The organism is Pseudarthrobacter sp. W1I19 (genome assembly GCF_030817835.1).
Taxonomy (GTDB): Bacteria; Actinomycetota; Actinomycetes; order Actinomycetales; family Micrococcaceae; genus Arthrobacter.
The window spans coordinates 1,688,058-1,708,990 of record NZ_JAUSZR010000001.1 but is presented as its reverse complement, the minus strand read 5'-3'; the positions used below and the strand labels follow the sequence as shown (position 1 = coordinate 1,708,990).

The 20,933-nt window shown below is 65.1% G+C and carries 21 protein-coding genes, 1 tRNA gene and 1 other RNA gene; 12 read left to right on the top strand and 11 right to left on the bottom strand.

The annotated features are described in order from the left end of the window. Nucleotides 1-10 precede the first annotated feature (10 nt). Both QF038_RS07975 and QF038_RS07970 read left to right on the top strand, forming a co-directional pair. Entirely contained in the window at nucleotides 11-1,138 is a 1,128-nt protein-coding gene (locus tag QF038_RS07975; protein WP_307609649.1) for a LacI family DNA-binding transcriptional regulator, read from the top strand. Beyond that, complete coding sequence (locus QF038_RS07970; protein WP_307613431.1) at nucleotides 1,135-1,872, top strand: alpha/beta hydrolase; 738 nt, start codon at nucleotides 1,135-1,137, stop codon at nucleotides 1,870-1,872. Before QF038_RS07975 ends, QF038_RS07970 begins: the two co-directional genes overlap by 4 nt. Here the strand turns inward: QF038_RS07970 and QF038_RS07965 are convergent, their stop codons facing one another. Beyond that, a complete protein-coding gene (locus QF038_RS07965) occupies nucleotides 1,873-2,775 on the bottom strand; it encodes an aldose 1-epimerase family protein (RefSeq protein WP_307609648.1) in 903 nt (300 codons plus the stop codon). It lies immediately after the preceding gene. A 114-nt stretch (nucleotides 2,776-2,889) separates the two neighbouring features. Here QF038_RS07965 and QF038_RS07960 point away from each other — a divergent pair, with 114 nt between their 5' ends. Next, the gene (locus tag QF038_RS07960) at nucleotides 2,890-3,573 is read left to right on the top strand and encodes a DNA alkylation repair protein (RefSeq protein ID WP_307609647.1); all 684 of its coding nucleotides are present in this window, start codon (nucleotides 2,890-2,892) and stop codon (nucleotides 3,571-3,573) included. Here QF038_RS07960 and mptB read toward each other — a convergent pair. Next, on the bottom strand, nucleotides 3,566-5,122 hold the full coding sequence (gene mptB / locus QF038_RS07955; protein ID WP_307609646.1) for a polyprenol phosphomannose-dependent alpha 1,6 mannosyltransferase MptB: 1,557 nt from the start codon (nucleotides 5,120-5,122) through the stop codon (nucleotides 3,566-3,568). The two genes, QF038_RS07960 and mptB, sit on opposite strands and share 8 nt — an antisense overlap. Nucleotides 5,123-5,276: 154 nt before the next feature. Between mptB and orn the strand changes: the two genes are divergently transcribed. The 3 genes from orn to def all read left to right on the top strand — a co-directional run bounded on the left by orn (nucleotide 5,277) and on the right by def (nucleotide 6,795). After that, on the top strand, nucleotides 5,277-5,906 hold the full coding sequence (gene orn, locus QF038_RS07950; RefSeq protein WP_307609645.1) for an oligoribonuclease: 630 nt from the start codon (nucleotides 5,277-5,279) through the stop codon (nucleotides 5,904-5,906). A gap of 129 nt (nucleotides 5,907-6,035) precedes the next feature. After that, nucleotides 6,036-6,108, top strand: a tRNA-His gene (locus QF038_RS07945). Between the two features lie 114 nt (nucleotides 6,109-6,222). Further along, a complete protein-coding gene (gene def / locus QF038_RS07940; RefSeq protein ID WP_307609644.1) occupies nucleotides 6,223-6,795 on the top strand; it encodes a peptide deformylase in 573 nt (190 codons plus the stop codon). A gap of 70 nt (nucleotides 6,796-6,865) precedes the next feature. Here the strand turns inward: def and QF038_RS07935 are convergent, their stop codons facing one another. From QF038_RS07935 to rnpB, 5 genes are all read right to left on the bottom strand, one after another. Further along, nucleotides 6,866-7,663 (bottom strand): HNH endonuclease family protein, encoded by a 798-nt coding sequence (locus QF038_RS07935; RefSeq protein ID WP_307609643.1) that lies wholly within the window; start codon nucleotides 7,661-7,663, stop codon nucleotides 6,866-6,868. A 112-nt stretch (nucleotides 7,664-7,775) separates the two neighbouring features. Beyond that, on the bottom strand, nucleotides 7,776-7,985 hold the full coding sequence (locus QF038_RS07930; protein WP_307609642.1) for a hypothetical protein: 210 nt from the start codon (nucleotides 7,983-7,985) through the stop codon (nucleotides 7,776-7,778). 76 nt (nucleotides 7,986-8,061) lie between these two features. Further along, the gene (locus tag QF038_RS07925; RefSeq protein ID WP_307609640.1) at nucleotides 8,062-9,540 is read right to left on the bottom strand and encodes a glyceraldehyde-3-phosphate dehydrogenase; all 1,479 of its coding nucleotides are present in this window, start codon (nucleotides 9,538-9,540) and stop codon (nucleotides 8,062-8,064) included. Between the two features lie 251 nt (nucleotides 9,541-9,791). Next, nucleotides 9,792-10,334 (bottom strand): TspO/MBR family protein, encoded by a 543-nt coding sequence (locus QF038_RS07920; RefSeq protein ID WP_307609639.1) that lies wholly within the window; start codon nucleotides 10,332-10,334, stop codon nucleotides 9,792-9,794. A 45-nt stretch (nucleotides 10,335-10,379) separates the two neighbouring features. Next, nucleotides 10,380-10,771: RNase P RNA component class A (rnpB, locus tag QF038_RS07915), an RNA gene on the bottom strand. Nucleotides 10,772-10,826: 55 nt separating this feature from the next. Between rnpB and QF038_RS07910 the strand changes: the two genes are divergently transcribed. After that, complete coding sequence (locus QF038_RS07910) at nucleotides 10,827-11,591, top strand: YaaA family protein (RefSeq protein ID WP_307609638.1); 765 nt, start codon at nucleotides 10,827-10,829, stop codon at nucleotides 11,589-11,591. An 81-nt stretch (nucleotides 11,592-11,672) separates the two neighbouring features. Here QF038_RS07910 and QF038_RS07905 read toward each other — a convergent pair whose 3' ends face one another. Both QF038_RS07905 and QF038_RS07900 read right to left on the bottom strand, forming a co-directional pair. Beyond that, entirely contained in the window at nucleotides 11,673-12,410 is a 738-nt protein-coding gene (locus QF038_RS07905; RefSeq protein WP_307609637.1) for a zinc ribbon domain-containing protein, read from the bottom strand. Between the two features lie 99 nt (nucleotides 12,411-12,509). After that, nucleotides 12,510-13,436 carry a Nif3-like dinuclear metal center hexameric protein gene (locus QF038_RS07900; protein WP_307613430.1) on the bottom strand — a complete coding sequence of 309 codons (927 nt, stop codon included), beginning with the start codon at nucleotides 13,434-13,436 and terminating at the stop codon, nucleotides 12,510-12,512. A gap of 110 nt (nucleotides 13,437-13,546) precedes the next feature. Between QF038_RS07900 and msrA the strand changes: the two genes are divergently transcribed. The 3 genes from msrA to epsC all read left to right on the top strand — a co-directional run bounded on the left by msrA (nucleotide 13,547) and on the right by epsC (nucleotide 15,697). Next, nucleotides 13,547-14,071: a peptide-methionine (S)-S-oxide reductase MsrA gene (gene msrA / locus QF038_RS07895; RefSeq protein WP_307609636.1), complete on the top strand. Its 525-nt coding sequence runs from the start codon at nucleotides 13,547-13,549 to the stop codon at nucleotides 14,069-14,071. A gap of 65 nt (nucleotides 14,072-14,136) precedes the next feature. Beyond that, on the top strand, nucleotides 14,137-15,072 hold the full coding sequence (gene cysK / locus QF038_RS07890) for a cysteine synthase A (RefSeq protein WP_307609635.1): 936 nt from the start codon (nucleotides 14,137-14,139) through the stop codon (nucleotides 15,070-15,072). 40 nt (nucleotides 15,073-15,112) lie between these two features. Then, on the top strand, nucleotides 15,113-15,697 hold the full coding sequence (gene epsC / locus QF038_RS07885) for a serine O-acetyltransferase EpsC (RefSeq protein WP_307609633.1): 585 nt from the start codon (nucleotides 15,113-15,115) through the stop codon (nucleotides 15,695-15,697). Between the two features lie 152 nt (nucleotides 15,698-15,849). Here the strand turns inward: epsC and gndA are convergent, their stop codons facing one another. Next, nucleotides 15,850-17,286 (bottom strand): NADP-dependent phosphogluconate dehydrogenase, encoded by a 1,437-nt coding sequence (gndA, locus tag QF038_RS07880; RefSeq protein ID WP_307609632.1) that lies wholly within the window; start codon nucleotides 17,284-17,286, stop codon nucleotides 15,850-15,852. A 199-nt stretch (nucleotides 17,287-17,485) separates the two neighbouring features. Between gndA and QF038_RS07875 the strand changes: the two genes are divergently transcribed. Beyond that, nucleotides 17,486-18,211 carry a FadR/GntR family transcriptional regulator gene (locus QF038_RS07875; RefSeq protein WP_050054759.1) on the top strand — a complete coding sequence of 242 codons (726 nt, stop codon included), beginning with the start codon at nucleotides 17,486-17,488 and terminating at the stop codon, nucleotides 18,209-18,211. A 121-nt stretch (nucleotides 18,212-18,332) separates the two neighbouring features. Next, nucleotides 18,333-19,397: a D-2-hydroxyacid dehydrogenase gene (locus QF038_RS07870; RefSeq protein WP_307609631.1), complete on the top strand. Its 1,065-nt coding sequence runs from the start codon at nucleotides 18,333-18,335 to the stop codon at nucleotides 19,395-19,397. A 71-nt stretch (nucleotides 19,398-19,468) separates the two neighbouring features. Here the strand turns inward: QF038_RS07870 and QF038_RS07865 are convergent, their stop codons facing one another. Beyond that, nucleotides 19,469-20,815 carry an MFS transporter gene (locus QF038_RS07865; protein WP_307609630.1) on the bottom strand — a complete coding sequence of 449 codons (1,347 nt, stop codon included), beginning with the start codon at nucleotides 20,813-20,815 and terminating at the stop codon, nucleotides 19,469-19,471. Nucleotides 20,816-20,933 lie beyond the last annotated feature (118 nt).

Genomic DNA, 20,933 nt, shown 5'->3' with positions numbered 1-20,933 from the left:
AGGAGACGCTGTGGCTGCAAGTACCCTTACCGAGGTTGCGCGGCTGGCCGGGGTATCACCGGCCACTGCCAGCCGGGTCCTCAATGGTTCTGCGCGCAAGCCGGGACAGGACATCGCGGACCGCGTCCGCCAGGCCGCCGACTCGCTCGGTTACATCCCCAACGCCCAGGCCCAGGGGCTCGCGAAGTCCAGTTCGGGACTGATCGGCCTGATCGTCCACGACATCGCCGACCCCTACTTCGCCGCCATCGCCAGGGGCGTGCAGGAGGCGGCCCGCGAGCAGCGCAAGATGGTGCTGCTGGCCACCACGGGCGGTGCTCCGGCGGAAGAAAGGGAAGCCGTTGCAGCTTTCGCCGCCCGCCGCGCTGATTCGATCGTGATCGCCGGCTCCCGCTCATCCCAGCCGGAAAACCAGGAAGGCAACGCTGAACTGGCGGCGGAACTGGACCGGTATTGCCGCAATGGCGGCCGGGTAGCGGTGGTGGGCCACCCTGTGGTCGGCGCGACAGCTCCGGAGGGCTACCACGTGGTGGCCGTGCCCAACCAGGAACTCGCAGCGGCATTGGCCGGAAAACTCGCTTCCGGCCGGGATGGTGATTTTGTGATCATCGGCGGTCCGGTTGGGCTCTTCACCTCTGACGACCGGATCCGCGGGTTTCAGGAAGGCCTGGCGGCCGCCGGACGCAAACCCGCCGAAGTCCTGCGCACAGGCTTCAACCGCGCCGGCGGCTACGAGGCCGGCCTCAAGCTCGCTGACATGATCAAGGCCCGCCAGGCAGGGTCCGGGAAAGGAGCCGGCGGCGGGAAGCTGTGTATCTTCGCCGTCAACGACGTTATGGCCATCGGCGCAACCGCCGCCCTCCGCGAACAGGGGCTGCGGATTCCGCGGGACGCCACCATCGCAGGCTTCGACGACATCGAAACACTCAGGGACTTCCGCCCCGCCCTCTCCACGGTGCACCTGCCGCTGGAAGAAATCGGGCGCCTGGCCACCCGTGCCACGGCGCCCGGTGGAGCCGGTGCCCACGAGACCGACGAAAACGGTTCCGGCCCAACTGAGGCAGGGCACGACGGCGGGCGGCAGCAGCCCATTACCGGTGAAGTCACCCTCCGGCGCAGCACGGAAACGGCAGCCTGACCGTGGCGTTGCAACTGACAGCGGTGCCGTCCCGCGTGGGCTCGGGAGAGCGTCCCGCCGTCCTGGTGCTTCCCGGTGGCGGCTATGGCCGCCAGGCAGACCATGAGGCGGAGCCCGTGGCCGAATGGCTGGCCGGCCTGGGCATCCACGGTTTCGTCCTGCGCTACCGGGTTGCCCCGGACCGGCACCCCGCACCGCTGGAGGATGCAAAGCAGGCAATGCTCCAGATCCGCGGCGGTGCGCACGGACTGGCGGTGGATCCCCGGCGCGTGGGCGTACTCGGGTTTTCCGCGGGCGGACACCTCGCGGCGACGCTCTCCACCGCGGTGGCCACCGGAAGCGCGGACCTGGACGTTCCGTCGGCAGTCCCGGACCTGACGGTGCTCTGCTATCCGGTGGTGTCCTATACCCAGGCAGTGCACCAGGGTTCGGTGGACAACCTCCTTGGCGAGTCGCCGTCGGCGGACCTCCTTGCCGAACTGTCCGCCGAGCAGCAGGTGACCGCGGAAACGCCGCCCGCATTCGTCTGGCATACGGCGGACGATGCCGCAGTGCCAGTCAGCCACAGCCTGGGCTACACCGCGGCCCTGCTCAGCGCCGGTGTGCCCGCCGAACTCCACGTCTTTCCCGAGGGCCGCCACGGGTTGGGCCTGGCGGACGGGCAAGCCGGCGCGGACCAGTGGCCCGCCCTATGCGCCGACTGGCTGGAGCGCGCAGGCTGGACGCTTTCCTAGCTAGCCAAGGGCCCGGATGGTCCATTCAGCGCAGTGCGCCTGGCCGGGCTGCAGATGGACCACGTCGGTTCCTGAGTTGAACGCGTCCGGCGGACAGGTCATCGGCTCTACCGCCAGGCCGAGGCGGTCCGGTCCCCCCGGCTTGTCCGCCGTGTGGATCTGGACCCAGGGCCATTCGGCGCCCCATTCCAGCTCGACGCCGGTTCCCGCAGGATCCTGGACGCGGACGCGTGCCCGCCCGTCAGCCCCGCGGTTGATGCCGGTGAAGGCGTGGTCGATCTTGACCGGACCCAGGCGGCGGGCGGCCCTGAAGTCGAACTCATGCCCGTCAACGCTGCGCATCCCTACGGGAAGCAACCGGTCCTCCGTCACTTCAAGGAATTCCGCAGCGGGCAGCTCCAGCAACCATTCGTCCAGTCCGGACGGGCCCGCCACCAGGTAGGGGTGGGGACAGACACCGTACGGCGCCGGTACGGTTCCGACGTTTGCCGCCCGCACCGTGCTGACCAGCCCGTCATCAGTCAACTTGTACGTGACGGAAAGGTCCAACTCCCCGGGATAGGCCGCGCCTGCGGCAACCCGGCACTCCAGCACAACCTCCTCCCGGGAAGTTTGCCGCACGTCCCAGAGGCGGCCCGTTGCCAGTCCGTGCAGGGCAGAACCCCGCTCAGGTTCATTGATGGCTGCCTCGAACGTCTTGCCTGCGTAGGTGTAGGCGCCGTCCGCAAGGCGGTTGGGCCATGGCGCGCAGATGACGCCGCGATAGTCGGGAATCTTCCCGTCCGCACCGAAGTCCACCACCAGGCCCCTCCCCTTGTGGCGGAGTTCCCGAAGGGCTCCTCCCCGCGCGGTGACCACCGCAGTGTAGTCGCCGCCGGCGATGCTGTACTCGGTGCCCGGCATGGGAGTCCTCCATCGAATAGTCGCATTTGTTAGCGCTAAACGTCGTATCGAAAAGTTGCCCTTGCGGGCGGAGGACAGCCCGCCGCCGGCAGAAACGATGGCTAGAGTTGCAGGATGGTGAACCGGGATCTCCTTGAGGCTGTCCGCAGCCAGCTCCGGGACACGGCTGATCCGGTCCGGGCGGCCGGGGCGCAGGCATACATGAAATCCGCCATCCCCTCGCTCGGAGTCCGGGTGCCCGAGGTGCGCCGGCTGGCTGCCGGGGCAGTCGCCCGCTATCCCTTCGACTCCGCGGAGCAGGTCCGCGCCACCGTCCTGGAGCTCTGGCGCACCGCCACCTTCCGTGAGGAACGGTATGCCGCGATCGATCTGACCGCCGGCAGGCTGGTGGCCACGGATCTGCAGATGCTTCCGGTCTACGAGGAAATCATCCGCCAGGGCGCGTGGTGGGATTTTGCCGACGGTGTTGCCGGCCGTATTTGTACGCTGCTGCAGGCTCACCGGCAGGAATTGACTGCCGTGATCCTGGGCTGGAGCACCGATCCGGATTTGTGGATCAGGCGCGCTTCCCTCACCGCGCAGCTCAAGGCCAAGGCCAACACCGATTCCGAACTCCTCCGCCGTGTCATTGAAGTGAACCTGACTGACCCCGAATTCTTTATCCGGAAGGCTATTGGCTGGGCGCTGCGGGAGTATGCGAAAACAGCACCTGGCTGGGTAGCGGAGTTTGTGGCAGCCCGCAAAGGCAGCATCAGCCCGTTGTCCCGCCGGGAAGCGCTGAAGAACCTGGCTAAATGACCGGACGCTCGAGGACCGGTTCGCCGGTCTTCCGGAACAGGCTGCGGGTGCGGGGGTCCCAGAAAATCAGGTACAGGCCAAACAGCAGTCCAGTGACGGCAGCAGCCACACGGGCCAAGGCAAGAGCCAGCCCCAGGTCCGCCGTCTGGAGGTACGGGAAGACCTCCAGCTGGTCCGAAATGGCATAGATCATAAAGAACGAGACCACGAAGTACAGCGCCTTGACCTGCCAGTCGTTCCGGATGCCGGTCACGGCGAACAGCGGAATAAGCCACACCACATACCAGGACTGGATCATGGGGGCCAGCACAACGATCGCCGCAAACCCAAGGGTAAGGCGGCGGATGAGGCGGTCATGCTCACCCCGGAAAATCTGCCAGGCCAGGATACCCACCGCCAGCAGCTTCCCGGCGTCGAACACCCAATCGGCGAGGACCCACCCGTCCAGTCCGAATGCATTGGCCACCGAAGCCACCACCATGCCGATCAGCCCTACCGGCGCGTACCAGATGAAGATGCTGCCCGGGGCGGAAAGCCCGTTGATCCAGCCGAACCCGAACCCATTGACCAGGCTCATCAGCACCAGGATGCCCAGGCTCAGTCCTGCCGTCAGGCCCCAATAAGCGAACTTCCGCAGCCAGCCGGCGTTTTTCCCTGCCCAGAGGAGGCCAATGAAGGGCAGGAACACTATGGTGATGGGTTTGACGGCGATGGACAGAGTCACCAGGACGATGCCACGGACAACACGGCGGGTGGCGGAGTAATAAAGGCCGGCCAGCGCCAGCCCGATCATGAGGGCATCGTTGTGGACGCTGGCGATGAAGTTGGTCAGGAACAGTGGATTGGCAGCCGTCAGCCACAGCGCCCGGTTCGGGTTCACTCCGTGCAGTCCGGCGAGCTTGGGCACGTAGACCACGCACAGAACCACCCCTGCGAGCGACACCAGCCGGAACATCATCACGCTGGCCTCTGGCTGGACATTAGTGGACCACACCACAAACTGTTCGATCCACAGGAACAGCTGGCCATACGGAACCGGGGCCTCGGTCCACATTTTGTCGGCACCCAACTGGAAGTAGTTGGACAGCGCCGAAATCCCGTTCTCGTAGGGGTTGAATCCCTCCACCATCAGGCGGCCCTGCCCGATGTACGCGTAAACGTCCCGGCTGAACAGCGGGACGCTGAACATCATGGGCAGCCCCCAGGCCACCACGGCCATCAGCGTCGCCTGCCGGGCCTGGTCTCCCCAGACCTGGATGCGCTGGCCAAGCCGCAGCCAGGCGCGGACCAGGAGCATCCCGCCCACTGCGAGCAGGACGATGGAGAGCGCAACTCCGGCCGCTTCGGCCCGCATCCAGATGAACAGCGGCACCCTGCGGAGTTCCGAAACGGGGGCCAGCCAGCCCACTCCCAGGGACCCGATCAGCATAAACATGGAGCCCACAAATCCGGCCAGGAGCGGAGAGCGGGGATTATCGACGTCGGCCCCGTCTGCTGCAGCAGAGTCCGCGGCCGCCAGTTCCCCCGCTGCAGGCACAGGCGCCGTCATCTCAGGATGGTCCAATCTCTTGCGTTTGCGCGATTCTGCCCAGCGGGCTGCATGGCCGGCACAGGCGGGTGACAACGACAGCAAATGGTCCCGCCGCGTACCGGAAATCCTAGCACCGGCAGGCAGTCCGGAGGTGTAACGGTAGGCTGGTCCGGTGCCTATATCTAACGAACGAATCGTCTGGATCGACTGCGAAATGACCGGCCTGGACATCAAAAACGATGCCCTGATCGAGGTTGCCGCACTGGTCACCGACTCGGAACTGAACATCCTCGGCGACGGCGTGGACGTCGTGATCAAACCGGACGACGCCGCCCTGGCCCAGATGAACGATTTCGTCCGGGACATGCACACCAAATCCGGCCTGCTCCAGGAACTCCCCTACGGAACCACCATGGCCGCGGCCGAAGCGGCAGTGATGGAATACATCTCAAAGTGGGTGCCGGATCCCCGCAAGGCTCCACTGGGCGGAAACTCGGTGGGAACGGACCGCGTCTTCCTGTCCCGCGACATGCCGGCCGTCGTGGAACACCTGCACTACCGCGTGATCGACGTCAGCACCATCAAGGAACTCTCCCGCCGCTGGTTCGCCAGGGCCTACTTCCAGTCGCCGGCGAAAAAGGGCGGCCACCGCGCCCTGGGGGACATCAAAGATTCCATCGACGAACTGCGCTACTACCGGGAAGCGGTGTTCGTGCCGGCGCCTGGACCGGACAGCGCCACGGCCCAGCGGATCGCCAAGCGCATTGCCGGTTCCCCGGACGGGCAGCAGCAGGAAGCGTAATCTGCGCCACGTTTACGGGAAATTTCGGTGAAATCGGCAAAAGTGGACGAAGCACCCCTGAAGAGCAGGTAAGCTATTTGAGTTGCCTTCCCAGGGAGCCGGTCAGCCGGTAGATCTGCAGGGCGCATGGTGGGCTTAGCTCAGTTGGCAGAGCGCCTGGTTGTGGTCCAGGAGGTCGCGGGTTCAACCCCCGTAGCTCACCCTCACAGGATGGTATTGCAGCCGTCCAGCAAGGAGGCCGCACCGGATATCCGGTGCGGCCTCCTTTGTTTTGCATCAATTGCTTCTGCACTGGATACCGCCGGAGGACCGCGAGATGACTGTTCTGCCAATCACCATCTGGGGAGAGCCCGTCCTGCACCGCAGGGCGGTCGAAGTTGACGTCTTCGACGACGAACTGCGCACCCTGATCGCGGACATGTTCGAAACAAATGACGCCGCCAACGGCGTGGGCCTTGCTGCCCCCCAGGTGGGGGTCGGCAAACGGATTTTCGTCTACAAGTACGCCAACGACGACGGCGCTCCTCCCACCGGGGTGCTGGTGAACCCCGTGCTCACGCTGTCGAAGATCTCGGGCGCCGTCCCCGATCCCGACGAGGAGGAAGAGGGCTGCCTGTCCTTCCCCGGCGGCGCGTATCCGCTCAAGCGTGCCGAGTGGGCGCGGGTAGAGGGTTTTGACGGCTTCGGCGAGCCGGTGAAGTTCGAGGCCACAGGCTGGTTCGCCCGGGTCATCCAGCATGAGTACGATCACCTGGACGGGAAGCTGTACGTCAACCGACTCATGGACCGCTATGCGCGCAAAGCGCTGAAGCAGGCCAAAAAGAGCGGCTGGGGCGTTCCCGGGCTGACGTGGATGCCGGGCGTGGACCCGGACCCCTTCGGACATTAGGCCCGACGGCGGGACGGCGCCTGGCTGCCTTTGCCCGCCGCGGCACATGGTCAGGAAAGCGGCCCCGGGTTTAGCGGGCTGATACGGTCCGCTGGCCCGGACAGGACCCGAGGACGCGCTTCATGGCTTCCTTTTCCGCTTCCGTGACCCACAGGCCGTAGGCTGCCTTCACGGAAATCTGGCGCGCCACGTAGTGGCAGCGGATCGAAGTGTTTTTCGGCAGCCAGGTAGCGGCGTCGCCGGCGCTCTTCTGCTGGTTCGCCGGGCCGTCCGCGGCGATGAGGTTCAGCGGATCGTTGGCCAGGCTCTGCCGCTGCGCCGCAGTCAGTCCTTGGGCACCCTTCTGCCAGGCGTCCCCCAGAGCGACCACGTGGTCGATCTGGACTGCACGGCTGCTGTCCGAGCCGCGCCGGAAGTCCACAAACTGGCCGGTATAGGGTTCATGGAAGGAGCCGGCCGCAACCCGGCACTTCGAGCCTGCGACGAACAGCACGCCGGCAAGGTCCCGCCGCAGGATGTCGTTGCGTGTATCGCAGCCGTTCCGGTCAACGTCCTGCCAGGCCTGGCCGAACGCTTCGCGGTTGTACGAGTCCTTGGCGGCGCGGCCTTTAACGGCAAGGCCGTCCAGCGCGGAGAGTGCGGTGCCCCGGGGCACGGCATGCACCGGTACTACGGGTTTCATCCAGGCCGGATCAAACACCGGCGCCTCCGTGGGCCCGGACGCGGCCGGCTCGGCTGCGGCGAACTGGCCTGCGCTAAAGAACCAGATCAGGGCTGCGAGAGCTGAAACCGCAGCCACGGCCAGTACTGCCCACGCCTGCCGGGAACGACGGCGGGCACGCCGGTAGGCGGACCAGCTCACGGTCATGGGGCTTCGGCCCGTCCAGTACTGTTATGCACCAGACGAGCCTAGGACACCCGCCCATCAACCTTGCAGATATCCACACTGTGGAGGGCGAGTGAGAGGTCATACCGGGCGGCTATTGCTCCCGCATCACGCGCCGGAGGTCCTCCTCGGCAATGGCCAGGAGTCCCTCAAGCTGCCGTACACGCTCGGCGCTGACGTCGCCGGTCGCATGCCCGGCGCGGGCACCTTCGAGCAGCCGCACGGCTTCTTTGTGATTGGCCTTGGCCACGTCCAATGCGTGTTCAAGGGTGGTCTCGTGCTCAAGCGTCGAATCTTTATCCATGGCACCAGTGTGGTCCCGTTTCCCGGCTGATTCCAGCGAATCAGCCGGGAAATCCCTGAGGCCGGCGTGGAGCGGATCAGACGGCGATAGCGGCCAGGGCCGAGGCCGTCTCCTTGGCGGGGAAGGACGGCGGGTTGACTCCGGCCATCTCTTCCATCACGCGGACCACCTGGCAGCTGTAACCGAACTCGTTGTCGTACCAGACATAGAGCACCAGGTTCTTCTCGTTCGAGATCGTGGCAAGGCCGTCCACGATGCCCGCACGCCGGGAACCGACGAAGTCCGTGGAAACAACCTCAGGCGAGTCGATGTAGTCGATCTGCTTGCGCAGGTCAGAGTGCAGCGACATCTCCCGGAGGTATTCGTTGACCTCGTCCTTGGTGGTCCCGTTTTCCAGGCTCAGGTTCAGGATGGCCAGGGAAACGTCCGGGGTGGGGACGCGGATGGAGCTGCCGGTGAGCTTGCCCAGCAGTTCGGGCAGGGCCTTGGCCACAGCCTTGGCTGCTCCGGTCTCGGTGATCACCATGTTCAGCGCGGCCGAGCGCCCGCGCCGGTCACCCTTGTGGAAGTTGTCGATGAGGTTCTGGTCATTGGTGAAGGAGTGGACCGTCTCGACATGGCCGTGGACCACGCCGAACTTGTCGTTGATGGCCTTCAGGACCGGGGTGATGGCGTTCGTGGTGCATGAAGCCGCGGACACAATCTGGTCCGTGTCCTCGATGGTGCGGTGGTTGATGCCATGAACGATGTTCTTCAGCTCACCCTTGCCCGGGGCAGTCAGCAGCACCCGTGCCACGCCCTTGCTCTGCAGGTGCTGGGAAAGGCCCTCGGCGTCACGCCAGCGTCCGGTGTTGTCCACAACGAGTGCATTGTTGATGCCGTAAGCGGTGTAGTCGATGGTGGCGGGGTTGTCCGAGTAGATGACCTGTACCTGGACGCCGTTGGCGGTGATGGTATTGGCCGCCTCGTCCACGCGGATGGTGCCTTCGAAGGAGCCGTGGACCGAGTCGCGGCGCAACAGGCTGGCGCGCTTGGACAGGTCGTTGTCGGAGCCCCTGCGGACCACGATGGCGCGCAGCCGCAGGCCGTGCCCGCCGCCTGCCTTTTCGATCAGGAGGCGCGCCAGAAGGCGGCCGATGCGGCCAAAGCCGTAAAGCACCACGTCGGTGCTGGTGCGGTCGTCGCCGCCATGCTTGCCCACGATCTCAGCCAGCTCTTCGCGGAGGAACTCCTCCAGGGTAGCGTCGCCGCCCTCCTCCTTGAACTTCTGGTTCAGCCGGGCGATATCGATCGCTGCGGCACCGAGCTCCAGCCCGGCCAGGGTGTTCAGCAGCGGAGCGGTTTCCTCCAGCAGCAGTTCGTCCTTGCTCATCCTGCGGGCGAAGCGGTGCGCCTTGAGGATGTTCATGGTGGACTTGTTGATCAGGCTCCGGCCATGGATGCTGGTGACCACGTTGTTTTCGCGGTACAGCCGGCCGATCACCGGAATCATGGCCTCGGCGAGGGCCTCGCGGCCCATCCACGTATCAAGACAAGAATCTGACGTCTGGCTCACAGAAATACCTTCCTCGGTTCAGCCGCGTACGTCCTCGTACACGGATGTCGGCCACCTGATGGTGTCCAGGGGCACCGGCACCTGCGGGGATTGTTCCCCAGGCACCTGGATCGTATGCAAAAGAAAACCGCCGGCTGCAAACGCAACTTTCGGCGGAAGAACTCCTGCGTCCGGTATCCATTCTAATTTGGCAGACTGCCCTGGGACGGCCCGAGGCGCGTGAAATCACTCACACAGGACCGGTGTGCCGCTTAGTTGTGGAGGGCCGAGTAGAGATTGAGGCTGGCCGAGAACACTACCCACGAAAAGTAGGGCAGAACCAGCAGTCCTGCCCAGTTGTGGACCGGGCCTGCTTCCAGAATCAACAGGACCAGGACACACGCCAAGGCGCAGATGATGGCGAAAGCCAGCCACAGGGCAGCGGAACCGAGCATGGGGAACATGGCAAAGAACATCAACGGCCACGCCAGGTTCAGCACCAGCTGCAGACCGTAGTAACCAAGAACACGGCCCGCCAGCGCTCCCCCGCGCCACACCAGCCATCCGGACAGGCCGATGCAGGCATAGAGCCCGATCCACACTGTACGGAACATCCACCCGGCGGGCATCCATGGTGCCTGTGTTGAGCTGGCGAACCAGCCGTTGGAGTGCAGGATGATCGGGATGGACGCCAGGATACAGACGGCATAGGAGAGAGCCAGAAATCCGACCAGGGCGGCCACCTGGCGGCCCGTCGAGGGGACGCGCCGCCATGAGGTTCCGGGGGTAGATTGTCCATCAGTATTCGCGGGCACGGTTCAGCATCCCCAACACAGCTTCGAAGGTCAAACCGGACTGGGTGGATGGGTTGACCGATACGCCGGGTTCTGTGCTCCCGCCCCGTTGCCGGTGCGGGAGTAGCGGCCATCCATCTACGAACGCCGTTGCCGGCGCCCTCCAGCGGCCTACCCGGGCACTCGGGCGAGCAGCCCTCGAGCGTGCCCTGTCTGGCCTTGCTCCGGGTGGGGTTTACCTAGCCTTCCCGGTCACCCGGGAAGCTGGTGGTCTCTTACACCACCGTTTCACCCTTACCTGTTTCGTGCCGCTTTCAAACCGGCACGACCCAGGCGGTCTGTTTTCTGTGGCACTGGCCTGCGGGTTACCCCGAGTGGGCGTTACCCACCACCCTGCTCTATGGAGCCCGGACGTTCCTCGAGCCACTTGCGTGACGCGCGGCCGCCTGGTCAACCCATCCGGTTCCAGTCTACCGGCGGCGGCTCGTATTCCTGCGCCGGTAGGATCAGACGGTGCTGATTCTCCTTCCCCCCTCCGAAGGCAAGACACCCGCGGTCCGCGGATCCGCCGTCGACTGGCCTTCCCTCAGCTTCCCGCAGTTGAACACGTACCGGGCCAAAGTGCTGGACGCGCTGGGAACGGTGAGCGCCCATGAGGACGCCCTGGCCCTGCTCGGTGTGGGAGCGTCCCTGAAGGACGACGTCGAGCGGAACACGCGGCTGCACGCGGAACCTGCTGCTCCGGCCCACCAAATCTATTCCGGCGTGCTCTATGACGCGCTCGGCTATAAGACGCTGACCCCGGCGCAACGGCGCAAGGCGGATGAGTCGGTGCTGGTGGTTTCGGCGCTCTGGGGCGCCATCCGTTTCGCCGACAGTGTTCCGGCCTACCGGCTGTCCATGGGCACGGCCCTGCCCGACGTCGGCCGCCTCGCCTCCTTCTGGAAACCGCAGCTCTCCGATGTGCTTGCCGAAGCCGCTTCCGGGCATTTGCTGGTGGACTGCCGTTCGAGCACTTATGCGGCGGCCTGGGCTCCCCCGGCGGCACACACCGTCACCGTCAACGTCTTCACCGAGGTCAACGGAGTCCGCAAGGTGGTCAGCCACTTTGCCAAGCACACCCGGGGCGAGCTGGCCCGGCACCTGCTGGCGAGGCGGGGCAAGGCGCCCGCGACGCCGTCGGACCTCCTGAAGGCTGCGCGCGAAAAGTGGGAGGCTGAACTCCTGGCGGGCTCGGCCCGGAAGCCCCACGCCCTGAACATCATCCTGCCGGGCTGACTCCCCCGCCCCTCCGGCATCTGACCGGCAGCAAACGCAGCGAAAATCGGTTTTGGCGACGTTAACTGCCAGTCAGTTGGGTCAGGCCCACTCCTCCGAGCGGACCAGGATGGCGCCGGAGTCAGGGCAGAACACGATGTCGTCGGCTGCCGCCGCCTTGATTTCTGCGAGGTCGCCGGGGCTCAGCTTCATTCCTGAAGCCTCGGAGGTGCCGTGGAAGAGCCGCGCCGCGCCCACCCCGCGCTTTGCCAGGGTCTTTTCGTAAACAGCAAGCATTCCGGCATCAAGCCCGGCCGCGAATTCGGCCCGCCGGGTGCGCAGGCCGGCAGCTTCGGCCTCCACCCCGGCCAGCTCAGCATCCAGTTCGGCCCGGATGCCGCCAAAGGATCCCTGGATGTCGTCCACGATGGCCTGCTGTGCCGCCTGTTTGGCGCGCAGCGAGTCAAGCCGCTCAAGGACTTCGAGCTCCACGTCCTCAAGGTCCGAGCGGCGCTTGTTAAGGGAGGCGATGTCCTTCTGCAGTGCCACGAGGTCCTTGGAGAGGCCGGTGCCGCTGTTCAGCCGGGCCTCGTCCCGTTCGATGCGGGTGGCAACCTGCTCCACATCCGCCTCGGCGCGCTTCAGTTCGGTTTCGGCGTCGTGCACAGCAACTTTGGCGGCGCCGAGCTCACCGTTGGCCACGGAGAGGGCAGCTTCGAGGTCCTTGATCCGGGGGTCGTTCTCGAGCGAGCGGCGGCGGTTTGCAAGCGACTTCAGCCTGGCGTCCAGCCCCTGCAGCTCAAGCAACTTCAACTGTTCTGCCGGTGCTGCCTTCGCCACTGTTACCTCCGCTTGCTTCCTGCCGGCCGAAGCCGGGCACCGTACCGGCGCTTCCTAGACTCTAGCGCCTGGCCTGCTCCCCTGCCTCGAACGGCAGGCTTAGCCCGGAGTGAGGATGAAGTCCCAGGGATCGCTGTTGGTGGTGCTGACCTGGATTTCCACCTCATGGCCCTGGTCTGCGAGGACGTTGCCCAAGGCTGCAGCCGCGGCAGGCAGCCACAGCCACTCGCTGGCGAAGTGCGAGACGTCCACCAGATACGGGCGGCCGTTCAATGCAGCTTCCCTGGCCTCGGAGGCGGGGTGGTGGCGCAGGTCCGCGGTGACGTAAACGTCTGCATTGCTGGCGCGCACCTCGTTGAACAGGGAGTCCCCGGCGCCGCCGCACACGGCAATCCTGCGGACCAGGCCGTCCTTGTCCCCGGAGACACGCACTCCCCCGGCGACGGAAGGCAGGATGCCGAAAACCCGGGCCGCGAAATCACCCAGTGTCATGGCGTCCGCCAGGTCCCCCACCCGGCCGATCCCTTCTTCCGGAAGGCCGTTCGCGGCAACAGTGAGCGGGGCGACGTCCTGCAGGCCGAGGGCGTCGGCCAGGACATCGGAAACGCCTCCGACGGCGGAATCACCGTTGGTGTGGACTGTCAGCAGGGCGGTGCCCGACTCGATGAGCCGGTGGACGGCCCTTCCTTTGGCAGTGGTGGCGGCAACCGTGGTGACACCCTTGAGCAGCAGCGGATGGTGGGTGATCAGGAGCTCGGCGCCCCAGGCCACTGCCTCGTCAATAACCTCCAGTGTGGGATCCACTGCAAACATCACCCGCGTGACCGGCGCGGAGGGATGTCCTGCCACCAGTCCCACCTCGTCCCAGTTCTCTGCCAGGGACTCCGGCCACAGTTCCTCCACTGCCAGGAGCAGCTCGCCCAGTGTGGGAGCCTGGGGCTGCTCAACCGACTCCCCGCCGGAAGGGGCCTCGCCGTCGTGATGTTCGCCGTCGTGTTTCTCCGGTCCGGTAACGTCGGTGTCCACAGGTTCCATAGTCTTAGTTTTACCCCATTGCACGGCCCGGGCAGCGCCTTTGCTGCCCCACCCCCGGGCAACAGGGGAATCATCCGGCTCCGCCAACCATTGAAGAGGTCATGAAAACTTTTGTTTTAGGCGGAGGCTGCTTCTGGTGCCTTGACGCCGTTTACCAGAAGACCAGGGGCGTCAGCTCCGTCGTGTCCGGATACACCGGCGGACACGATCCGAATCCGGACTACTACTCGGTCTGCAACGGCACCACGGGACATGCCGAGGTGGTGGCGGTGACATTCGACGAGGATGTCATCCCCGCCGAGGTGATCCTGGACATGTTCTTCGCCCTGCACGACCCCACCACCCTCAACCGCCAGGGGTACGACGTGGGGACGCAGTACCGCTCGTCCATGTTCTACGAAACCACTGAAGAGAAGATCCTGTTCGAGGAAGCCATCGAACGGAACCAGGCTCTGTGGGCGCATCCCATCGTCACCGAAGTCAGCCGCCTCCCCCGGTTCTATGTCGCCGAGGAATTCCACCAGAACTACTACGCCAAGCATCCGGAGCAGGGATACTGCCAGGTGATCATCAACCCGAAGCTTGCAAAAGCCAGGAAATATTACTCTGCATGGCTTAACGCTTAGCGGGTGTTACGCGGCCTCGTTAGGCTGACCTCAGTATTCACCCCTCACGAGATAGGCGTATGCACATGGCACGGATTTATGACGATGTGACCCAGCTGGTGGGCGGCACCCCGCTGGTCAAGCTCAACCGGCTCAGCGAGGGGCTGAACGCCACTGTTGCCGTCAAGCTGGAGTTCTACAACCCGGCCAACAGCGTGAAGGACCGCATCGGTGTGGCCATCGTGGACGCCGCAGAGAAGTCCGGCGCCCTGAAGCCCGGCGGAACCATCGTGGAAGGCACCTCCGGCAACACCGGCATCGCCCTGGCCATGGTGGGTGCTGCCCGCGGTTACAAGGTCATCCTCACCATGCCGGAGACCATGTCCACCGAGCGCCGCGTGATGCTGCGCGCCTTTGGTGCCGAGATTGTCCTGACCCCCGGCTCGGAGGGCATGCGCGGCGCCGTGGAGAAGGCCCAGGAGATTGTTGCCAACACCGAGAACTCCATCTGGGCCCAGCAGTTCGCCAACGAGGCCAACCCGGAGATCCACCGCACCACCACGGCCGAGGAAATCTGGGCTGACACCGAAGGCCAGGTGGACATCTTCGTCGCCGGCATCGGCACCGGCGGAACCGTCACCGGCGTCGGCCAGGTCCTGAAGGAACGCAAGCCCGGCGTGCAGATCGTGGCCGTGGAGCCCAAGGACTCCGCCATCCTCAACGGCGGGGCACCGGGCCCCCACAAGATCCAGGGCATCGGCGCCAACTTCGTGCCGGAAATCCTGGACACCAACGTCTACGACGAAGTCCTGGACGCCACCCTCGAGGACTCTGTCCGCGTGGCCCGTGAGCTTGGTGTCAAAGAAGGCATCCTGGGCGGCATTTCCTCCGGCGCCATCGTCTGGGGCGCACTGGAGCTGGCCAAGCGCCCGGAGAACGCGGGCAAGCTGATTGTTGCCGTGGTCTGCGACTTTGGCGAGCGTTACATCTCCACGGTGCTCTATGACGACATCCGCGGCTGATTAGAACCGCCGTCCGCCCGTTTCCTGTAGAAAGAACTTTGTGGGCTTTTTCGCAAGACTAAAGGAAGACCTCGACGCCGCCCGGTCCCACGACCCGGCGGCTCGAGGTTCTTTCGAGAACTTTTTCGCTTATTCCGGCCTGCACGCCATCTGGATCCACCGGCTGACGCACCGCATGTGGCAAAACCCGGCGCTCCGGTTTCCGGCGCGCCTCCTGTCCCAGCTGGGCCGGTCCTGGACCGGAATTGAGATCCATCCCGGTGCCACCATCGGCCGGAGGTTCTTCATCGACCACGGCATGGGTGTGGTGATCGGGGAGACCGCAGAGATCGGCGAGGACGTGATGATCTACCACGGCGTCACGCTGGGTGGACGTTCCCTGGCCAGGATCAAACGGCACCCCACCATCGGGGACCGCGTCACCATCGGCGCCGGCGCCAAGATCCTGGGGCCGATCACCATCGGCCGGGACAGTGCCGTGGGTGCCAACGCCGTAGTAGTCAAGGACGCGCCGCCCGAATCCATCGTCACTGGTGTTCCCGCCAAATGGCGGCACCGGGACGCGCAGCGGGAAACCAAGCCCGCCGTGGACCCGGCCGAATATGACATCGAATACCGGATCTAGGCTTTAGCTTCCGGTTGCAGAAGGCCCGGGATTGCTGCCCATGTGGCAGCAGTCCCGGGCCTTCTCTGTTAAATCGGTAAATGAGAAACGGCCGGCGGTTCCTGGAAGAGAATCCAGGAACTGCCGGCCGTTCGCCTGCCGCGGAGTGGACGCTAGTGCGTGTCCACTGCTTCGATCTCGGACTTGTCCTCGCCCCAAAGGGTGTGGAACGTGCCTTCGGCGTCGACGCGGCCGTAGGTGTGGGCGCCGAACAGGTCGCGCTGGCCCTGGATCAGGGCGGCAGCAACGCGCTTGCGTCGCAGGCCGTCGTAGTAGGCCAGCGAGGAGGAGAACACCGGAACCGGAATACCCAGCTGGACGGCGGTGGCAACAACACGGCGCCAGGCGGGCAGTGCGTCGGCGATGGCCTTGGTGAAGGCCGGGGCAAAGAGCAGGTTCGCGGGCTTCTCGTCGGCAGCGTAGGCCTTGGTGATGTCCTTGAGCAGTTCGGCGCGGATGATGCAGCCGGCGCGCCACAGGGAGGCGATCTCGTCCAGCTTCAGGTCCCAGCCGTATTCCTTGGCGGCTGAGGTGAGCATGTCCAGGCCCTGGGCGTAGGAGACCAGCTTGGAGGCGTAGAGTGCCTGCCGGACGTCCTCAACGAAGGTCTCCGGGATTTCAACGGATGCTTCGTTGCCGGCCAGCAGTTCCTGGCCGAGCTTGCGCTGGCCCGCCTGGGAGGACAGGGCGCGGGCGAACACGGATTCGGCGATGCCGGAGACCGGGGAGCCCAGTTCAAGTGCGGAGATGACCGTCCAGCGGCCGGTTCCCTTCTGGCCCGCGGCGTCCACCACGACGTCCACGAACGGCTTGCCGGTCTTGGCGTCAACGTGGCCCAGGACCTCGGCGGAGATTTCGATCAGGAAGGAGGACAGTTCGCCCTTGTTCCACTCGGAGAAGATCTTGGACTGCTCGGCCGGTTCGATACCGGCACCGGAACGCAGCAGGTCGAAGGCTTCGCCGATGACCTGCATGTCGGCGTATTCAATGCCGTTGTGGACCATCTTGACGAAGTGGCCGGCGCCGTCGGTTCCCACCCAGGCACAGCACGGTTCGCCGTCCACCTTGGCGGAGATCTTTTCCAACAGCGGGCCGAGGGCCTTGTAGGACTCCTTGGAACCGCCGGGCATGATGGACGGGCCGTTGAGGGCGCCTTCCTCGCCGCCGGATACGCCGACGCCCACGAAGTGCAGGTCCTTCTTGGCCAGCGCGGCTTCGCGGCGGCGGGTGTCCTCGTAGTGGGAGTTGCCGGCATCGATGATGATGTCACCGGCTTCCAGCAACGGCTCCAGCTGTTCGATGACGGAGTCAACGGGCTTGCCGGCCTTGACCATGATCAGCACACGGCGGGGCTTCTCCAGGGAGTCCACCAGCTCCTGCAGGGTTTCCGTCCGGACGAAGTCACCCTCGGAGCCGTACCGTTCGAGCAGGGCGTCGGTTTTCTCGAGAGACCTGTTGTGCAGCGCGACGGTGAAGCCGTTCCGCGCGAGGTTGCGGGCCAGGTTGGCACCCATGACCGCAAGGCCGGTGACACCGATGTGTGCAGACATCAAAACTCCAATTCATACTGTGCGATGGATGTGCAGGGGCTCCCTTGGCGGAAGCCCAGTTGCAGACCGGGGGTCTGAATAAAGCATATATATTCGCGCGGTCACAAAAAAGTAACGCCCACCTATTGGAACGTTTTGTGTCTCCGGCCGTCCACCGCGAAAGGCAGTCCGGGTGGGCGGTCCCACTAGGCTTGACTCCATGACCACCAGCCTGCACCACCGTGCCATCGAGAATCTTGGCACCCGTATTGTCTCGGGCAACCTGCCCGCCGGACACGTGATGCTGGCCGAGCAGCTGGAGGTTGAACTGAAGGTTTCGCGGTCGGTCATCCGCGAGGCGGTGCGCGTCCTGCAGTCCCTTGGCCTGGTGGAAACCACCAAGCGCGTGGGCATCAGGGTGCTGCCGCCCAGCCGCTGGAATCCCTTTGACCCGCAAGTCATCCGGTGGCGCCTGGCCAGCGACGCCCGGGGAGCCCAGCTGCGCTCACTGGCGGAGCTGCGCGCCGCCGTCGAACCCGCGGCGGCAGAGCTTGCCGCCCAGAACGCACCGGCGCCGCTGCGCCTCGAGCTGGTGGACGTTGCCTATGCAATGCGCGACGCCGGGCACAACGGTGAGGTGCCACGCTTCCTGGAGCTGGATATCCAGTTCCATTCGCTGCTGCTCTCCGGCTCCGGCAATGAGATGTTTGCCAACCTGATGGGCCAGGTGGCCGAGACGTTGACCGGACGCACCGTTCATGGCCTCATGCCCGACCACCCGCACGAGGCCGCCCTGCAATGGCACGTGGATGTAGCGGAGGCCATTTCCAGGGGTGACAGCGCCGCGGCGCGGGACGCCTCGGACCGGATCATGCGCCGGACCATGTCCCAGATGTCGGATACGTGGACGGAGCAACCGCGGGTATTCATCCCCGTTAGGCGATGACGCTGCGGGAGCGGCGCGGGTCCATCAGCCCCAGGCCAGCGAAGCCTTCAGTCTTGTTTCCGCATGCGTCGGACTCCGGGATTGGGCCAAGGGTTGTTCACTATCCTTGCCTCTATTCAGTATGATGAACAGCATGACCTCTCCTCTTACTGTGGCCATTGCCGTCCCCCTCGAAGCTGAGCTAGTGGACCGCATCCGCGCCGTTGACCCGTCCGTCACCGTGCTGTACGAGCCCGAACTCCTGCCGCCGGAGCGGTATCCGGCCGACCATGCCGGTGATCCTGCTTTCCAGCGATCGCCGGACCAGGAGGAACGGTACTGGGCCATGGTCAACCAAGCACAGGTCCTCTACGGATTGCCCAACGAAAGCCCTGCAGGCCTTGCCCGCGTCGCACGCGAAAACCCGCACCTCCAGTGGGTGCACGCCATGGCGGCGGGAGCCGGCGGGGCGGTCAAGGCCTCCGGCCTGGATCAGGAAACGCTGCAGAAGTTCAAGGTGACAACCTCCGCAGGAGTCCATGCCCTGCCGTTGGCCGAGTTCGCCACCATGGGAATCCTCAACGGCTTCAAGCGCACCGCGGAGCTGGTCCGCGACCAGGAAGCCAAGGTCTGGCCAGAGCTGCGTACCCCCACCCGGCTGGTGAGCGGTTCCACGCTTGTTGTTGCCGGCCTGGGTGAGATCGGACTGGAAACATCACGCCTTGCCCGCGCCCTGGGCATGAAGGTCAGCGGCACCAAACGAACGGTGGGACCGCTGGAAGGCATCGAGGAGGTTGCCACCAACGATGGCCTTCCGGCCCTCCTGGCCGCGGCAGATGCCGTGGTCAACACACTGCCGGGAACGCCGTACACGGAAAAGCTCTTTGACCGCGACGTGTTCGCTGCGATGAAGCCGGGCACGGTCTTCGTCAATGTGGGCAGGGGAACCGTGGTGGACGAGGAAGCGCTCCTCGAGGCGCTGGACAACGGGCAGGTCTCCTACGCATGCCTGGACGTTTTCGCGGTGGAGCCCCTCCCGCAGGACAGCCCGCTGTGGAGCCACCCGAACGTACTGGTCTCGCCCCACACCTCCGCCCTCAGCGCAGCGGAAAACCGCCTGATCACCGAGCGCTTCTGCGGAAACCTCCGGATCTTCCTGGACGGCGGGGAACTCACCCACCTCGTGGACACTGTGCATTTCTACTGAACCTGACCGGACACACAAAAGGGCGGCTTCCCCACCAGGGAAGCCGCCCTTTGGCGTTGGCCAACGAGTACCTAGCTGGCGTCCTCCACCAGGACCAGGTCCCGGCCCACGGTTTCAGGCGTGAAGAACGTGGCCACAAACGAGATCGATGCCAGGACCAGTGAGTAGATGGCGGGAACCAGCCACGAGTGGTTGGTCGCGGCCAGAAGGGCGACGCCGATCATGGGGGCAAAGCCTCCGGCGAGTACGGCGGACAGTTCCCGGCTCAATGCAACGCCCGTGAAGCGGTGCTGGGAGCCGAACAGTTCCGGCAGCAGCGCGCACTGCGGGCCAAGCATGGACTGCACGCCCAGGGCGATGCCCACCACCATAACCGCCCAGACCAGCGTGACGTTTCCAAGGGTCACCAGGTAGAACGCCGGGAGGGCAATGACTGCCTGGAACAGGGCGCCGTACCTGTAGACGGGGACGCGGCCAAAACGGTCGGAGAGGGCGCCGAACGTCACCACCATCACAGCGGCGAACCCGGCAGCGATCAGCAGACCGGTGGGGCCGATGAACTTGTCGCCGGCAAACACACCGGCGGGCATGCTGATGAACGACACCAGGAGCGCGGAGTAGATGGAGGAGTTGCCGTTCTCGCCCATCCGCAGGCCGATGCCCACCAGGACGTTCTTTTTGGAGTGTTTCCAGATCTGGCCCACGGGGTTCTTCACCACGGCCTTGTGCTTCTCGAGCTCCTGGAAAACCGGGGTTTCCTTCAGGCGGAGGCGGATGAAGACGGCAATAACAATAAGGATGAAGCTGGCCAGGAACGGCACCCGCCACAGCCAGCCCTGCAGGACTTCCTTGTCAGCCAGCGCCATCAGGGCAAAGGTTCCGGCCCCCAGGAGGGTGCCCAACTGGATGCCGACGAACGGCAGCGAGGCGAAGAAACCTCGACGGCGGCGCGGGGCCACTTCCGAGATAAGCGTGGTGGCACCGGCCTGCTCAGCCCCCGCACCCAGGCCCTGGATGATGCGCAGGGTCACCAGGAGGACTGCGCCAAGCATGCCCGCCTGTTCAAAGGTGGGCAGCAGGCCGATGGCGAAGCTGGCCATGCCCATCAGCCCAATGGTGAGAATCAGGACCATTTTGCGGCCGAACCGGTCACCGATGTAGCCGAAGACGACGCCGCCAAACGGGCGGGCCGCAAAGCCGACGCCGTACGTGGCAAAGGAGGCAATGACTGCCCCGCTTTCCCCGAGCGGGGCAAAAAACAGCGGTCCGAAGATCAGCGCCGAAGCCAGGCCGTAGATGTAAAAGTCGTAGTACTCCAGTGCGGAGCCGACGGAACTGGCAAGAGTTGCCCTTCGCAGCTGGTCCGGTTCGACGACGGCGCCGTCCGCGGCCTGCGGTGCTTTAGTACGAGTTGTCACAAGAACTCCCTCATCACACTCCAGGCCCCCGTTGGCCTGGTGGGTCAGTGACGCCACATGTTGTGCCCGTCACTATGCTGAACAGCGTACAGTAAGTTGAACAACTGGCAAACGCCTT

What these genes read in the sequence shown, in the direction of transcription:
- QF038_RS07875 (WP_050054759.1), top strand. Translation starts at nt 17,486, where the DNA reads ATGACCACCAGCCTGCACCACCGTGCCATCGAGAATCTTGGCACCCGT.
- gndA (WP_307609632.1), bottom strand. Translation starts at nt 17,286, where the DNA reads ATGTCTGCACACATCGGTGTCACCGGCCTTGCGGTCATGGGTGCCAAC.
- QF038_RS07965 (WP_307609648.1), bottom strand. Translation starts at nt 2,775, where the DNA reads ATGCCGGGCACCGAGTACAGCATCGCCGGCGGCGACTACACTGCGGTG.
- mptB (WP_307609646.1), bottom strand. Translation starts at nt 5,122, where the DNA reads ATGACGGCGCCTGTGCCTGCAGCGGGGGAACTGGCGGCCGCGGACTCT.
- QF038_RS07960 (WP_307609647.1), top strand. Translation starts at nt 2,890, where the DNA reads ATGGTGAACCGGGATCTCCTTGAGGCTGTCCGCAGCCAGCTCCGGGAC.
- QF038_RS07935 (WP_307609643.1), bottom strand. Translation starts at nt 7,663, where the DNA reads ATGACCGTGAGCTGGTCCGCCTACCGGCGTGCCCGCCGTCGTTCCCGG.
- QF038_RS07870 (WP_307609631.1), top strand. Translation starts at nt 18,333, where the DNA reads ATGATGAACAGCATGACCTCTCCTCTTACTGTGGCCATTGCCGTCCCC.
- msrA (WP_307609636.1), top strand. Translation starts at nt 13,547, where the DNA reads ATGAAAACTTTTGTTTTAGGCGGAGGCTGCTTCTGGTGCCTTGACGCC.
- cysK (WP_307609635.1), top strand. Translation starts at nt 14,137, where the DNA reads ATGGCACGGATTTATGACGATGTGACCCAGCTGGTGGGCGGCACCCCG.
- def (WP_307609644.1), top strand. Translation starts at nt 6,223, where the DNA reads ATGACTGTTCTGCCAATCACCATCTGGGGAGAGCCCGTCCTGCACCGC.
- QF038_RS07930 (WP_307609642.1), bottom strand. Translation starts at nt 7,985, where the DNA reads ATGGATAAAGATTCGACGCTTGAGCACGAGACCACCCTTGAACACGCA.